This window comes from Paenibacillus sp. NPDC057886, assembly GCF_042796655.1.
Classification (GTDB): domain Bacteria; phylum Bacillota; class Bacilli; order Paenibacillales; family Paenibacillaceae; genus Paenibacillus.
This window is the reverse complement of record NZ_JBHVMZ010000019.1, coordinates 21,758-34,875: the sequence shown is the minus strand read 5'-3', so window position 1 is coordinate 34,875 and position 13,118 is coordinate 21,758. Positions and strand designations below refer to the sequence as shown.

General features: G+C 48.7%; 13 protein-coding genes and 1 riboswitch. Of the genes, 6 read left to right on the top strand and 7 right to left on the bottom strand.

What is annotated here, in order from left to right:
* Positions 1-205: 205 nt before the first annotated feature.
* The 3 genes from ACFVQB_RS33855 to rbsK all read left to right on the top strand — a co-directional run bounded on the left by ACFVQB_RS33855 (position 206) and on the right by rbsK (position 2,081).
* Complete coding sequence (locus ACFVQB_RS33855; RefSeq protein ID WP_063567630.1) at positions 206-499, top strand: hypothetical protein; 294 nt, start codon at positions 206-208, stop codon at positions 497-499.
* Between the two features lie 253 nt (positions 500-752).
* Positions 753-1,049, top strand: a complete 297-nt coding sequence (locus ACFVQB_RS33850) for a 4a-hydroxytetrahydrobiopterin dehydratase (RefSeq protein ID WP_063567631.1) — start codon at positions 753-755, stop codon at positions 1,047-1,049.
* Positions 1,050-1,079: 30 nt separating this feature from the next.
* Positions 1,080-2,081 (top strand): ribokinase, encoded by a 1,002-nt coding sequence (rbsK, locus tag ACFVQB_RS33845; RefSeq protein ID WP_379449698.1) that lies wholly within the window; start codon positions 1,080-1,082, stop codon positions 2,079-2,081.
* 325 nt (positions 2,082-2,406) lie between these two features.
* On the opposite strand, the gene ACFVQB_RS33840 is transcribed toward rbsK, so the two are convergent.
* The 5 genes from ACFVQB_RS33840 to ACFVQB_RS33820 form a co-directional block, all read right to left on the bottom strand.
* Positions 2,407-2,766: a c-type cytochrome gene (locus ACFVQB_RS33840; RefSeq protein ID WP_379449694.1), complete on the bottom strand. Its 360-nt coding sequence runs from the start codon at positions 2,764-2,766 to the stop codon at positions 2,407-2,409.
* A gap of 150 nt (positions 2,767-2,916) precedes the next feature.
* On the bottom strand, positions 2,917-3,411 hold the full coding sequence (locus tag ACFVQB_RS33835) for a GNAT family N-acetyltransferase (RefSeq protein ID WP_379449692.1): 495 nt from the start codon (positions 3,409-3,411) through the stop codon (positions 2,917-2,919).
* A gap of 391 nt (positions 3,412-3,802) precedes the next feature.
* Positions 3,803-4,273, bottom strand: coding sequence for a C40 family peptidase (locus ACFVQB_RS33830; RefSeq protein WP_379449690.1), 471 nt, complete (start codon positions 4,271-4,273; stop codon positions 3,803-3,805).
* Between the two features lie 3 nt (positions 4,274-4,276).
* A riboswitch (cyclic di-AMP (ydaO/yuaA leader) is annotated at positions 4,277-4,414 on the bottom strand.
* Positions 4,415-4,666: 252 nt separating this feature from the next.
* Complete coding sequence (locus ACFVQB_RS33825; protein WP_379449688.1) at positions 4,667-5,509, bottom strand: hypothetical protein; 843 nt, start codon at positions 5,507-5,509, stop codon at positions 4,667-4,669.
* Positions 5,510-5,523: 14 nt separating this feature from the next.
* Positions 5,524-7,515, bottom strand: a complete 1,992-nt coding sequence (locus tag ACFVQB_RS33820; protein WP_379449686.1) for a M1 family metallopeptidase — start codon at positions 7,513-7,515, stop codon at positions 5,524-5,526.
* A 101-nt stretch (positions 7,516-7,616) separates the two neighbouring features.
* On the opposite strand from ACFVQB_RS33820, the gene ACFVQB_RS33815 reads away from it, so the two are divergent.
* On the top strand, positions 7,617-8,120 hold the full coding sequence (locus ACFVQB_RS33815) for a YwhD family protein (RefSeq protein WP_379449685.1): 504 nt from the start codon (positions 7,617-7,619) through the stop codon (positions 8,118-8,120).
* Between the two features lie 140 nt (positions 8,121-8,260).
* Here ACFVQB_RS33815 and ACFVQB_RS33810 read toward each other — a convergent pair whose 3' ends face one another.
* Positions 8,261-10,339 carry a transglycosylase domain-containing protein gene (locus tag ACFVQB_RS33810; RefSeq protein ID WP_379449683.1) on the bottom strand — a complete coding sequence of 693 codons (2,079 nt, stop codon included), beginning with the start codon at positions 10,337-10,339 and terminating at the stop codon, positions 8,261-8,263.
* Positions 10,340-10,751: 412 nt separating this feature from the next.
* Here ACFVQB_RS33810 and speE point away from each other — a divergent pair, with 412 nt between their 5' ends.
* Together speE and speB are read left to right on the top strand one after the other, a co-directional pair.
* On the top strand, positions 10,752-11,579 hold the full coding sequence (speE, locus tag ACFVQB_RS33805) for a polyamine aminopropyltransferase (protein ID WP_090905341.1): 828 nt from the start codon (positions 10,752-10,754) through the stop codon (positions 11,577-11,579).
* 14 nt (positions 11,580-11,593) lie between these two features.
* Positions 11,594-12,463, top strand: coding sequence for an agmatinase (gene speB / locus ACFVQB_RS33800; RefSeq protein WP_024628791.1), 870 nt, complete (start codon positions 11,594-11,596; stop codon positions 12,461-12,463).
* A 371-nt stretch (positions 12,464-12,834) separates the two neighbouring features.
* Here speB and ACFVQB_RS33795 read toward each other — a convergent pair whose 3' ends face one another.
* Positions 12,835-12,966, bottom strand: coding sequence for a hypothetical protein (locus ACFVQB_RS33795; protein ID WP_017691304.1), 132 nt, complete (start codon positions 12,964-12,966; stop codon positions 12,835-12,837).
* Positions 12,967-13,118: the final 152 nt, after the last annotated feature.

The following is a 13,118-nucleotide window of genomic DNA, read 5'->3' as shown; positions in this document are numbered from 1 at the left end:
ATCCTTTCAAGCGGCTTTATTCGGGCTTCCGGACGAACGTTACACCGCAATCCGTTTAATGTTAGGCATCCTTTAGGGTTGCAGAAACAGTTAAAACGGTCATGTATAGTATTTATCGACCAGATGGCCTTTTTTTTTAAGGGTTATTTTCAGGTATAATAAGATCAAATCTGCTCCTTAGGGGCTAAATAGGAGTGAAAAGCCAATGGGCGTAAAGCATGGACGGGATTATGAAGGAATATTGACAGATTTGACAGAGGCTATAGGCCGAATACCGGACCGCTATGTTTTCTTTGAGATGGATGAGGAAGAATGGTCACGCCTTGGTGTAACAGAGCAACTCGAAGTGGATGAGGCGCTGGCGGAAGATCTGTTCTATGCGCTGGGTGAGGAGTCGGTCATTCCGGTAGGAAGTGGAGTGGTCATTCATGACAAGGATCAGCACCGAATTCATATCTTAATTGGGGAAGAAGAGCTGACTTTTGTGCCGCTCATTTAGTAGGCTTTCATAAGATATTTGGCATGGAAAACTGAGTTGGAGAATCTCCCTAAAGCCTTATGGTTAGTGGATCTAGCGCCATTTGTACTATTGGAATTTGAGGCTTGTCCGTGGTAAGATGATAGTCATGAAACGGGCGAACCGCAGGGCGGTGGACCTATGCGTTTGGGTTGCTATGGGTAGCACCAAAGGTTTCGATGGCAGCATGGACATATGTCTGTGATGAGCCATCATATGGGGAGGAAGATAACGTATGGTTTTTTCGCAAGAGGAAGTCGAAGCTCATCTGGGAAGGCTGGAAGGCTGGGAACTGGAAGAGGGACGATGGATTGTCCGCAAGTTCGTATTTTCCAACTACATGAAAGGGATTGCATTTGTGGACGAGGTCGCAGCGATTTCGGAAGCGTTCAATCATCACCCTTTCATTACGATTGACTATACAACGGTCACACTGCGTCTCACATCATGGGATGAAGGTGGCATCACATCTGTAGATATTAAAGAAGCAGAGCAATATAATGAGGCTTTTGAGAAAATGAGGTCGGAATAACCCGGATCGGTTATTATCGCACTACCGGAAATGAGTGAAGCATACATGTCAGACGATAATCAGAACAAACCTCTTATTGCTGTCGTAGGCAGCCTTAATATGGATCTGGTGGTGAAGACGGACATCATTCCCGAGGAAGGGGAGACGGTGAGCGGGGAGGAGCTGCATTATCTGGCCGGGGGCAAAGGCGCCAACCAGGCGGTTGCTGCTGCACGACTGGGCGGACAGACAACGATGGTTGGTGCGGTAGGTTCGGATGGTTTTGGTGAACGCCTGCTGCACAGTCTAACGGAAAGTGGGGCGGATGCCTCGCAGGTTCGCATTCTGGATGATACCGTTACAGGTACGGCCTCCATCTGGCTCTCCAAAGGAGATAACCGGATTATTGTCATTCCCGGAGCGAATGGGCAGGTTATGCCTGCGATGCTGGAAGAGGCTGATACGGTAAAAAGCCTGACTGCAGCCGCAGCGGTGCTGCTGCAGCTGGAGATCCCGCTGCCTGCGGTCACCCGCGCCGCCCAACTGGCGGCTGAAGGCAGCGCATTGGTGGTGCTCAACCCGGCGCCTGCCGTGCCGGGTCTGCCCCAGGAGCTGCTGCGGTGCGTCGACGTCGTCACGCCGAACCGCAGCGAGCTCGCCGTGCTCACCGGCCGGGATGATCTCCGGCCGGAAGACGTGGATGCGGCGGTCGCAGAGCTCGCCGCATCCCTCGGGGCCGCTGTCGTCACGACGCTCGGCCCCGAGGGGGCTGTGTACGCGGCAGCGCCTAGCGGCCGCGTACAGGCAGGGCGTGCTGGCGCGTGCCGTGCGCCCGGCCACGCCGTAAGCGCCGTCGACACGACCGGCGCTGGCGATTGCTTCAACGGCGCGCTGGCAGTAGCCCTCGCGCGCGGAGAGACGCTGGACGCGGCGGTAAGCTTCGCCATGGGCGCAGCCGCGTTGTCCGTGACGAAGCTCGGCGCCCAGTCTGGGATGCCGTCCGCACGTGAAGTGCAGGCTTTCCTTGCCGAGCAGAAGGCAAAGACCCAGTAATCCATGAATGTTTTAGGTGAATCAGAGGCAGCAGGCGGGATGCGCCAATGCAATCGGAGGAGCCATAGCGTGGTATATGGTTTCATCGGAACATCCCTGAAATGACCAAGAGGCTCTTACTACCCAGTACGGGAGAGTAAGAGCCTCTTCTTTGTTATGATCATCAATAAATCCACTAACCCTGTAATACGAATACGGATTGCTTACGTTGTGCGTCTAGCGTCAGAGTGGTGTAGAGCAAGCGTAAAGAGCAAGGGGCGATTGAAGCCACCGCACTTACTACACGTGCAACCCCCCACAAACTGACTGCCTTGAACGTTTTGGATTACTTCTTCTCCGCCAGCCACATCGCAATATTCGCGATTTCTTCATCCTTTAACTTGTCTTTGAACGAAGGCATACCGCCGCTTTTACCTTTGACAATGGTCGTATAAATCTTCTCCACATCGTCCTGGCTACCAATCTTCTGCAGACTAGGGCCCATGCCCCCTTGAAGCTGATCACCGTGGCAGGTAATACAGTTTGCTTTGACTAGTGCCTCAGCCTGTCCTGCATCCATTGTAACTTGTGGCATCGTCGGTTTCGCTTCTTTTGCAACTTCCTCTTTCCCTGGAAGCGTAAACATTAGTACAATAGCTAAAGCGCACGCTGCAAAAAATACCCCGCTCATGATCCATTTGTGCATCCCTTATGTCCCCTCCAGAATGAAAGATCATCTAACTTGAAACTATCCATATCATTATAACGGAACCTGTAGTGACATCATAGCATTTTGTGGTAATTTTTTGAACTAATCACATAACCGGGGACTTTTTAGGGTGATTTCAAGCCCTATTTATTCGCGTGGACCTTCATAGACCATGCAGTAAAAAGGTTTCAAACCGCTAGGCGTCTGTCGTTCATATGTATCCTGTGTAACAAATCCGGCTTTGAAATAGACGCGAATGGCCCGGTCATTCCAGGTCAGAACTTCCAGATCAATTTCGTTTGCAGGGTTCCGACGAATTGCTTCCTGCACAATGGCCGAGACAAAAGCCGTTCCTTGACCATGACCACAGCGTTCAGGGTGCATGCCAAGTCCAATGCGGGTGACGCCTTCAAGTGGGAAGTATTGAGCAAAACCGCAAATCTGATGATCCTCTCCCAGCACTACCGCATATTGTTCCTTCCGTAGATGGGGATCCCCGAATTCGACTTCAAGTGCTTTCATCTGCTCCCAAGGCAGCCAGCTATAAATATTATAAGGCGGGTCATACTGCCAATCGCAGATTAGCTCCGCATGTTTTTCTTGCATGGGCACAACGTGAAACGTCACAGGGGCTTCATCCATACAACTGCACGCTCCTCTCATTGTGAACAAGCTATAATGATTTTGATTTGTCCATATACATATGTCATTCCATATCTAAGCTTGTTTTCACTCTACAAAAGAGGCGTTCATTTGGCAAGCCCCCGTTTTAGAAAAAAAGTGAAACAAAAGTTCCGGTAATTTCGTTTATATTATAGTGGGATGGGTAAAAACATTATAAGAGCACGGACGAAGCAACGAAAAATAGCTCTAAAAAAGTTAAAGTTAGTTTTGATAGCTATCCCGAATACGTTAAAGGAAACGAAGCACAAAAAAACCGCCGGATACATTCCTGCGGAGAATGTACCAGACGGTTCTATTATGCTTCGTTACAGTAGTGTATTGTTACAGCATGACGTTGCTCACCTTGTCCCTAGTCTATGGCCAATGTCTCATATGCGTCCGTGCTCATAATCCGTTTAGCGCCAACATAGCGGTTGGCCCAGTAGCTTTCGCTTAATTCGCTAATTGTAACTCCTTTGGAAGAAGAGGAGTGTGCAAACTTTCCATTCCCTACAAAGATCCCTACGTGCGAGACTCCTTTGCCCGTTGTATTGAAGAATACCAGATCACCTGGTCTCATTTCCATACGGGAAACCGAATCGCCCATGTCGAATTGTGAACTCGATTGGCGAGCCAGATCAATGCCCAGCTTGTCGAATACATAACTTGTGAACCCAGAGCAGTCAAAGCCGTTAAGCGTTGTTCCTCCGCTTTTGTATGTAGTTCCCATTGCTGAATCAATGACTTGGTCCATTTTTGAATCTGCGAATGCGCTGCCTGCTCCAAGCGATAATGCGAATGTGAGGCTGAGTACAGCTGCGGTTAATTTCTTCTTAAACAAGAGATATACCCCTTCCAATGCCTGCGAGGTTAGCTTAAGGATTCGGTTGAAGGTCCCCTATGATCCCTCTGTTGCAAGATCAATTCACCCATAACTGGTTCCCCCGCTTCCCAGGTGCTAGGAATTTGGCTATGCTAGTTATGCACCTGCGAAATCAAGAAATGACGTTTAAATTTTAAGTAGTTACAAATATGAAGGTAAAGATTACAAAGTTGTTACTAAAAACTCACTGCGATTATTGTAACAGAGGTATAACACTTTGGCAACGTTTAACAACAAAATTAGCAAAAAAAACCTCGACCTTTGACGGGGGAAGGTCGAGGTTTGCTTGATTAACGGCATTTGATGAATACAACTTTACATAGAGATGGTAACCATTTTTAGCTGTTCATGTTAATCCTTGACCGAGTTGGACTGCCATAACCGGAAATGGGCGCATATTTTCCACAGGCTCAGCAAGCACCGGGCAAGTGGATACGTCTGTTGTAGTATAAGGCCAGTTAAGCCCGTTACTAACCATGAAGTAGAAGTAAAGGCACCAAAGACCAGCAGATGAAGTCCGCCCAGCAGGACAGCAATGCCTATTAGAGTGATGACCTGGCGTATTGCAATCCATAGAGCTTGAAACGTACCACGCGCTCCACCTTCCCCATCAGGAGCCGAGATACCAAACTGCATGTAGAGCAGGACATGATGGATAACCCACCCGTATACAATCCAACCAGCAATATAGGGAATTCCAGGCAAGAGCAGATGGAGGGAATGAAAACCTTCCATAAAGATGGAATAGAGCTTTGGTGCGAGCCAATAAGCCGGTAGCAGTAGCAAAAGGGTGCGAATGGTGTGGAGCAACAGCATCGGTTTCCACAGATTTTTAATGCCACGAATGAAAGGAATGCGCTCTTCCGAATGATTATAATGCTGGAGCGAGTAGAGCAGCCCTGCCTGAATGAGAGGGCTAATCAGCATCCGTATCAGCAGCATAGCCCCTAAAATCCATAAATAGCGATGGACCTCCGGATTCGTTGTCAGGCTGAGTTGGCTCTCCATTTTGAATAAAATCGTACTGAGTTCCCCTGCATCAGGGTCAGGATAACGCAGGAGCAGCGGAACCACAGCGGACTGTACCATTCGATAAAGAAAGTATCCCCATACTAATTGATAGAGAAATAAGAGTGCTGCAATGAACATATGCTGACGGACGAGAAACCAGCCTTCGCGTATTTTTACTTTCACTGTATCCATCCACCTCACCATGACAGACTTCCGAATATGGCTTCTATAATTTTGGTTGCACTCATGCTCCAGCGGGATTTGGTTGGCTCATCCAGTCCGGCTTTCAGAAAATTGTTCATATGATGGTTCTCCAGCACAATCGTGTATAGCGGATCAGTCATAGCCCAGGAAACAGGGGAAGTGTAGGTCAGTTTGTAAGTAATGCGCTCCTCGCTGCCATTCCATTCTTTCGTCATGGTTTTCCCATCTTCGAACATAATTCGAACAGGCACCTTCTTATATTCACTGCCTTTTTTCTGCAATGTAACCGACGACTCGTACAACGTTTGGCCGTCTTTCAGGATAGGGTTGATTGCGATCTTCTCCACTGCAAAGTCAGCCATGCCGTCTCCGTATACATACTGATTAAAATAATCGGTCCAGGATGTACGGGTTACTTGCTCCACTACCTTTTGAAAATCAGACGAAGTAGGGTGTTTGAAACGGTATTTCTTCACGTAGGTCGAGAGAATACGTTCCATTGTTTTTGCACCAACCTGCTGTTCTATCCCGAGTAATACAAGCTTGCCTCGTGTGTATACGTTGGCAGCATATTGATTCTGGGAATCAAACTTCCAGGAGTCCTGTGTTAGTGAAGCTGGAGAAGTAATGAGACCTGATTGTACGGGTAGATTCGGGATAAGTCCGTATTCCTGTTCCATCAGTTTATCTTCTGCATAGGAGGTGAATCCTTCGTCCAGCCAAGCCTCTTCAAATTCATTACTGGCGACCATGCCGTAAAAATACTGATGCCCAATCTCGTGCACAACCGTGCGTTCCAGATCGTAACCAGGAGCAGAATCATCCGCACCGAAGGCGGTGACCAAGGTAGGGTATTCCATTCCCCCTGCGCCATTCCCCGATTTGGGCGGGACAACGATGGACAATGTGGAATACGGATAAGGGCCAAACCACTTGCTATAATTGGATAGTGCTGCTTTGGCGGCGTAGAAATAACGTTCCTTCAGATCCTCATGAGCAGGGTCGAGATACAGCTTGATTCGAACGCCTGGCACATTGGGGGCAGAGAAGGGCTCTTCCGCATAAACAAAATCAGGAGAGGCTGACCAGGCAAAATCATGCACATCATCGGCATAGAACTGATATATTTTTTCGCCGTTCTTCACAACAGCTTGCTGGGTTGGGAATCCAGTAGCAGCCACTTTGTATGTTTCCGGTACCCGAATACGCACACTATAGATACCGAAATCAGCGTAAAACTCTGAATTGCCGTGATACTGATGCAGATTCCAGCCTTCGGTCGTTCGACCTCGCGTGCCTGCTGGCTCATATACGCTAAGTTTAGGGAACCATTGACCTGCCATAACAAAGTTATCTGCTGTTCCCATACGGGCAAAAATTTTCGGTAGCTTGACCTCGAATCGGGTGTGAAGTGTGATGCTTTCGCCGCCTTTAACGGGTTTGGGCAGCCGTACCTTAATGAGGGTAGTATCTTTCATGTTTCCGTCATCCGGTTGCACATACTGCAGCCGATGCAAGAGAGAAAGCCCGTCCTCTGTTTTCATTTCTGTAATATGCATGGAACCATAACCGTTCGTGGGCATGACATCACCGCGAAGCTTTCCCCCGGATTCTTTCATAAAAGTGGTGTCGGCAGAAGAGAAGGCGTTGGGATACATGTGAAAATAAAGCTCGCTGACGGTTTTCTTACCTGGATGTGTCCAGGTTATCGTCTGAGTCCCTTGCAGTACATTTCCGTCTACCAGCTTCACATCCATGTGATATTCCACTACGCGGTTGCTGAACACTTCAGCGGTAGGTGTCTGTATACTTTCCGGAGATGTTTGGGTTTTGACGGGTGCCGTAGGCTTGCCCGATTCCGGGGCGAGCGCAGGCAAGTCAGAATGAATGGAGCGTGTGGAACCCAGACCAAGCCATATCCCCCCGGCAACTACACACAGGGTTATAATTGCGGTGAGCCAGCTCTTGGCGCGTCGTGGAATCATCGTTAAATACCTCCCGTTGACAAGCATCTACAGCATGTATATGTTTGCATTGGGGCGATTATTAGTTAAAATATTTGTATCAACCCTTGGAGGCTATAAACATGGACCAAAACGAGCAAAACGGCAAAAAACAGATTGCCTTGAATATCGTTAGTGCAAAGAGCAAACACAAAGGCTTCGGTGCAGGCTCCATTGATCTGAACAACCTGTCTCCAGTTATTATTGATAACGGAGAAGCCAAGATCGATATTGGTGCGATGCATGCGAAGAGCAAGGTAGAGCGCAACATCAAGTTCTCGACCAACCGCGAGGAAGTACCCAATGGACGCCAGGTATGGCTGGTATGGGTAGCTGTGGACCGTAACGAACAGGGGCAGTTCTATGGTGGAGCAACAGCGTGTGAGATGTGGATTGATACAGAAGCGCGTCGTGGATGGAAACTGCTGGCGGATCATGTGAATCGCATGGATTATGCCATGAAGCGCCGGTTCATGCTGGATGATCTTGGACCTGAGGATCGCGCGGCACTCAAGACGTTGCTGACTACGCATAACGAAGAATGGTGGAACGCTTCTCCGGATGAATTGAAAGAAGCGCTCGCCTAATTAATGATCAAAGCTGTTCAAAAAGAAGAAGCAAAAGCCCCGTGACCGAGATGATCGGTTCGGGGCTTTTGCTTCTATGCTAAAATTGAATTTTACGGGCGCTGACGCAATTACGTCATTACGTATTTACGTCACTTTGGTCATTCCACCCACCAGCGTTTAAAATCCTTCCACCATGAATGCTTCTCTTCCTGTATCCCCTGCTGGTTTTGCACTTCGCGACTGTCTTTATCATTCCCTGAACCCGAATCGTCCGAAGCGCTGCGACAGACCTCGGTCGGTTCCGTGCCATCAATAAAAACTTCCAGCCGTTTCTCGGCGCAGCCATTGCCAGCCAGTTTGCCGGATTCAGGATCGATATATACACTGACGACGTTATCCGGTACGGTGAAAATCTTCGGTGGAACACTGGCGAGGGCCTGTTCCGTGAACTGGGCAAACATGGGTGCCGCACGGCGTCCGTCAGATGTGGAAATGGCTTTGCCTTGATCGTAACCGACCCAGACAGCCGTTGAGAGCTCTGGGGTGAAGCCGACTAGCCAAGCATCCGTATTGGTTGTCCCCGTTTTACCAGCGACAGGTCGCTTAATGGTTGCAGATACCCGATTGCCCGTTCCGCCATTTTCGAACACACTTTCCATCAACCGTGTTAATACATAAGCGGCAGCGGGTTCAACGACCTTCTCGGCCTTGGTCTGAGGTGCTTCATAGATGACTCGTCCTGCGGCATCCGTCACTTGCAGAATGGCCACAGGAGGTGTTCGCTGCCCGCCTGCGGCGATAGCGGAGAATGCTGAAGCCATCTCCAGTGGACTAACAGGCGAGGTGCCGAGTGCAAGGGAGGGTACCGGGCTCATGTTGCTCGTAATCCCTAGGTTTTTGGCCATTTTCACCACTTGTTCAGGTCCAATCTGCATAATCGTATTTACCGCGTAGATGTTGTCCGAGGCGGCGATCGCCTGTCTCAGATCAATCTCACCTAAATACTTATCCCCGAAGTTGCCGGGTTTATAGGTCTTGCGATCATTGTCATAATGAAACAGGGTCGGCTCGCTTTTAAACATGGACGCACTGGTGAGCTGTTTGGATTCCAGAGCAGCCAGATACATAATCGGTTTAAAAGCAGATCCCGGCTGGCGTGTAGTCGCCAGTACATGGTTAATCTGATTGGTGCGGTAATTTTTGCCGCCCACCATCGCTTTGATGTATCCGGTACGGGGATCGATCGATACCAGAGCGGTTTCGAGCTCGCTTTTGGCGTCCATGCCTTTGGCTACGGCGTCTTCCGCCGCTTTTTGTACACGCAGATCCAGCGTGGTGTATATATTCAAGCCTCCATGATCCAGCATCGCTTCGCTGATTCCCAGCTCCTTGATAGCCAGATTCCGGATATAGTCGCGGAAATAAGGTGCACTTTCCACGGTTTTGCGTTCACTTTCTGGCTTGAACGAGAGCATTTCCTCATATGCCTTGTCCGCTTCCGCTTGCGTAATTTTGCCGATGTCAGCCATGGCATTCAATACAACCTTCTGTCGGTCCTTGGCGTTCTTCATATGATTATATGGAGAATAATAGGTCGGACCCTTTGGAATCCCTGCAAGCATGGCGCTTTCGGCGAGCGTCAACTGTTTGGCCGATTTGCCAAAATACATCCGTGAGGCTGCTTCAATCCCATAGGCGCCGTGACCGTAATAAATTTCATTCAGGTACATCTGCAGAATCTCATCCTTGCTGTACTTCATCTCCAGTTGTGCTGTGTACATGGCTTCCTTGGCTTTGCGGGCCCATGTCTTTTCATGAGACAAATACAAGTTGCGCGCGAGCTGTTGCGTCAGTGTACTTGCGCCCTGGGACATCTGCATATGTTCCAGGTTGACGAGTACAGCCCGTCCCATTCCTCGGATGTCGAAGCCGACATGATCATAGAACTTGCGGTCCTCTACAGCAAGTGTAGCGTTGACCAAATCAGGTGAGATATCTCCCAACTGCACAGGGACCGAGTCTTTGCCGCCTGCCGAGAAAGTGGCAATGACTTCGCCCTGGCCGTCCAGCAGTCTGGAATTGCGATCGGAGTCGGCCAGTGGCAGGCTGGTGGCGTATAGATAGACCAATCCTGCTGCCATGGCGATTAGGCCGAGAATAGCGAGCAGAGTCAGGCTTTTGATGACTTTCCATATGCGGAACCCGCGTTTGCGGGTCTTTTGGCTTGATTGGGTCATGGAACGGGCTCCTTTCTTTTCTTTCCAGTATGGGAATTCAGTGACACGGATATTCAATCCGCCCGTTTAACGGTTTAAAATATAGCTTTTTTACAGAAGAAAACCGTTTTGCAGTATAAACGTCAATCGCGTATAATGCAAAAGGGTAATGAAAAGGTACAGTTCGGCACAACATACAATAGGCAAGGAAGGTCGAACATTACCAAATGTCAGTGATTCTTTGATCAGTCAGACGCTATATACGCTCTGGTCAATTTAATCTATATAATGTAGTGAACCGCGGACCTTTCCCGCAGCCAGCAACCATAACGCTGTATGGCGCCGAACGCTGGACGTGCTTGAGCGAACCGGCAGCGCACGCGCTTTGTCAGGTATGGCTGATCATTAACTTCACGGAAAGAAGGTAGAGATTATGGAATTGTGGTTTACGGAGAAACAGACCCCCGCATTCGGAATCACCGCGAAGATTAAGCAGACCTATGTAAGCGAAAAGACGGATTTTCAAGATCTGGCTATGGTAGAGACCGAAGAATTCGGCAATATGTTGCTGCTTGACGGCATGGTGATGACGACGGTGAAAGACGAGTTCGTTTATCACGAAATGGCGGCTCACCCTGCGCTGAATACACACCCGAATCCGAAAAAGGTGCTGGTTGTCGGTGGCGGTGACGGCGGAGTTATCCGTGAAGTCATTAAGCACGCTGCTGTAGAAAAAGCAGTTCTCGTCGAAATCGACGGAAAAGTGATCGAATATTCCAAAAAGTATCTGCCTGAAATCGCCGGTAAGTTGGACGAGCCTAACGTTGAAGTGCTGGTGAACGACGGCTACATGCATATTATAGAGCATAAAAATGAATACGATGTAATCATCGTTGACTCCACAGAGCCTGTAGGTCCGGCTGCTCCGCTGTTTGAGCGTGGTTTCTACCAGGGCATCTATGAAGCGCTGAAAGAAGACGGGATCTTCGTTGCTCAAACGGACAACCCATGGTTCAAAGCGGATCTGATCCAAAAGGTAAACAAAGACGTTAAAGAAATCTTCCCGATCGTACATGTGTACGGCTGTAATATCCCTACGTACCCAAGTGGTCTGTGGACTTTTACAATGGGTAGCAAAAAACATAATCCGCTTGAGGTGGACGAGACGCAGATTCCAGAGATGGATACGAAATATTACTCTCCACGTCTGCACAAAGCGGCGTTTGTTCTTCCTAAATTCGTGGAAGACCTTACGAAATAAGGAGGAATAATTAGATGAAATTGGATCAAGCTTATTCAGGTAACGTGTTTATTTGCAGTTCGGAGGACTATGAGAACTCCAAAGCGGTCATTTATGGTATGCCGATGGACTACACCGTCAGCTTCCGTCCAGGGTCCCGTTTCGGTCCTTCCCATATCCGTCAGGCTTCGGTTGGACTTGAAGAGTACAGCCCTTACCTGGATAAAAGTATTGTGGATATGACTTACTTTGACGCTGGGGATCTGCTTTTGCCTTTCGGTAATGCAGGACGCAGTCTCGAAGTCATCGGAGAATATATCGGTGGCCTGCTAGCTGACGACAAATTCCCGATTGGTCTCGGCGGTGAACACCTCGTCACTTGGCCTGTCATTCAGCAGATGTACAAAAAATATCCCGACCTTATCCTGATTCATATTGATGCACATGCAGACCTTCGTGAAAACTATGAAGGCGAGCCATTGTCCCACTCGACACCAGTGCGTAAAGCAGCTGAACTGATGGGCGGCAAAAATATTTATCAGTTCGGAATTCGTTCCGGTTCCCGTGAAGAGTTCCAATTCGGACGGGAGAACATCAACTTCTATCCTTTTGAAGTGGCAGCACCGATGAAGGAAGCTCTTCCGAAAATGGGTAACCGTCCGGTGTACGTTACTATCGATATCGACGTGCTTGATCCATCTGCGGCTCCGGGTACAGGAACAGCAGAAGCGGGTGGTATTACGTCCAAGGAACTGCTTGAAGCCATTCACATGATTGCAGGATCAGATGTAAATGTGGTGGGTTGTGACCTGGTTGAAGTGGCGCCGATTTACGATCCAACGGAACAGACACAAATTGTGGCTGCGAAGATGATCCGTGAAATGCTGCTTGGATTCGTGAAGTAATAGCAAAATTACAGCGTCCTCTGTCTACGTCAGGTTGAAGCCTGCGTAGGAGAGGGCGTTTTTCATTGAGGCACTGACTGGATGATTGATCTGAAACTATTCTGCCAAGCGGAACAACGAAGTTAAATTAAGTTAACTTAATTTAACTTCTGTCCAGAGCTGTGTTATACTGACTACATAAGTACTCAGTAGTATATTAATTGATATATTACATTCGTGAAGTATATGGTGATCGGGTTCGACCATATACTAAAAAGAGTCTTCACCGCTACCAACGGTAAAGACTCTTAGGACCCGAAAGGCTGTGGATTGCCACGGCGTGCAAGAATTAAATATTGCTATTCAAGCGAAACCCACCGTAGGCGCTAACCTTATGAGGTGGGTTTTCGCTTGCTACGAAACTTTTTGCGCAACCAACGGTAAAGCTTTCGCCCACTCAGTACAATGCTGAGGATCGCAGCAATCCATCGGATTACATCAAGCAACGCCACAAGTTTGACCATCGACGTCACCCCCTTTCGGGAAGCTGCGCCGTGATCAAGAAAACATCCACCGTTATTCAAAGTCCATGACATTGATTATAGCACGTATGTTCCTATGACTCTACCATATGTTGTATATATGATTCCGCCCACGCGTTATGCAGAAACAAGTA

Excerpts from the sequence above, each read along its gene's own strand:
- ACFVQB_RS33855 (WP_063567630.1), top strand. The coding sequence starts at position 206 with ATGGGCGTAAAGCATGGACGGGATTATGAAGGAATATTGACAGATTTG.
- ACFVQB_RS33850 (WP_063567631.1), top strand. The coding sequence starts at position 753 with ATGGTTTTTTCGCAAGAGGAAGTCGAAGCTCATCTGGGAAGGCTGGAA.
- rbsK (WP_379449698.1), top strand. The coding sequence starts at position 1,080 with ATGAGTGAAGCATACATGTCAGACGATAATCAGAACAAACCTCTTATT.
- ACFVQB_RS33840 (WP_379449694.1), bottom strand. The coding sequence starts at position 2,766 with ATGCACAAATGGATCATGAGCGGGGTATTTTTTGCAGCGTGCGCTTTA.
- ACFVQB_RS33835 (WP_379449692.1), bottom strand. The coding sequence starts at position 3,411 with ATGGATGAAGCCCCTGTGACGTTTCACGTTGTGCCCATGCAAGAAAAA.
- ACFVQB_RS33820 (WP_379449686.1), bottom strand. The coding sequence starts at position 7,515 with ATGATTCCACGACGCGCCAAGAGCTGGCTCACCGCAATTATAACCCTG.
- ACFVQB_RS33815 (WP_379449685.1), top strand. The coding sequence starts at position 7,617 with ATGGACCAAAACGAGCAAAACGGCAAAAAACAGATTGCCTTGAATATC.
- ACFVQB_RS33810 (WP_379449683.1), bottom strand. The coding sequence starts at position 10,339 with ATGACCCAATCAAGCCAAAAGACCCGCAAACGCGGGTTCCGCATATGG.
- speE (WP_090905341.1), top strand. The coding sequence starts at position 10,752 with ATGGAATTGTGGTTTACGGAGAAACAGACCCCCGCATTCGGAATCACC.
- speB (WP_024628791.1), top strand. The coding sequence starts at position 11,594 with ATGAAATTGGATCAAGCTTATTCAGGTAACGTGTTTATTTGCAGTTCG.
- ACFVQB_RS33795 (WP_017691304.1), bottom strand. The coding sequence starts at position 12,966 with ATGGTCAAACTTGTGGCGTTGCTTGATGTAATCCGATGGATTGCTGCG.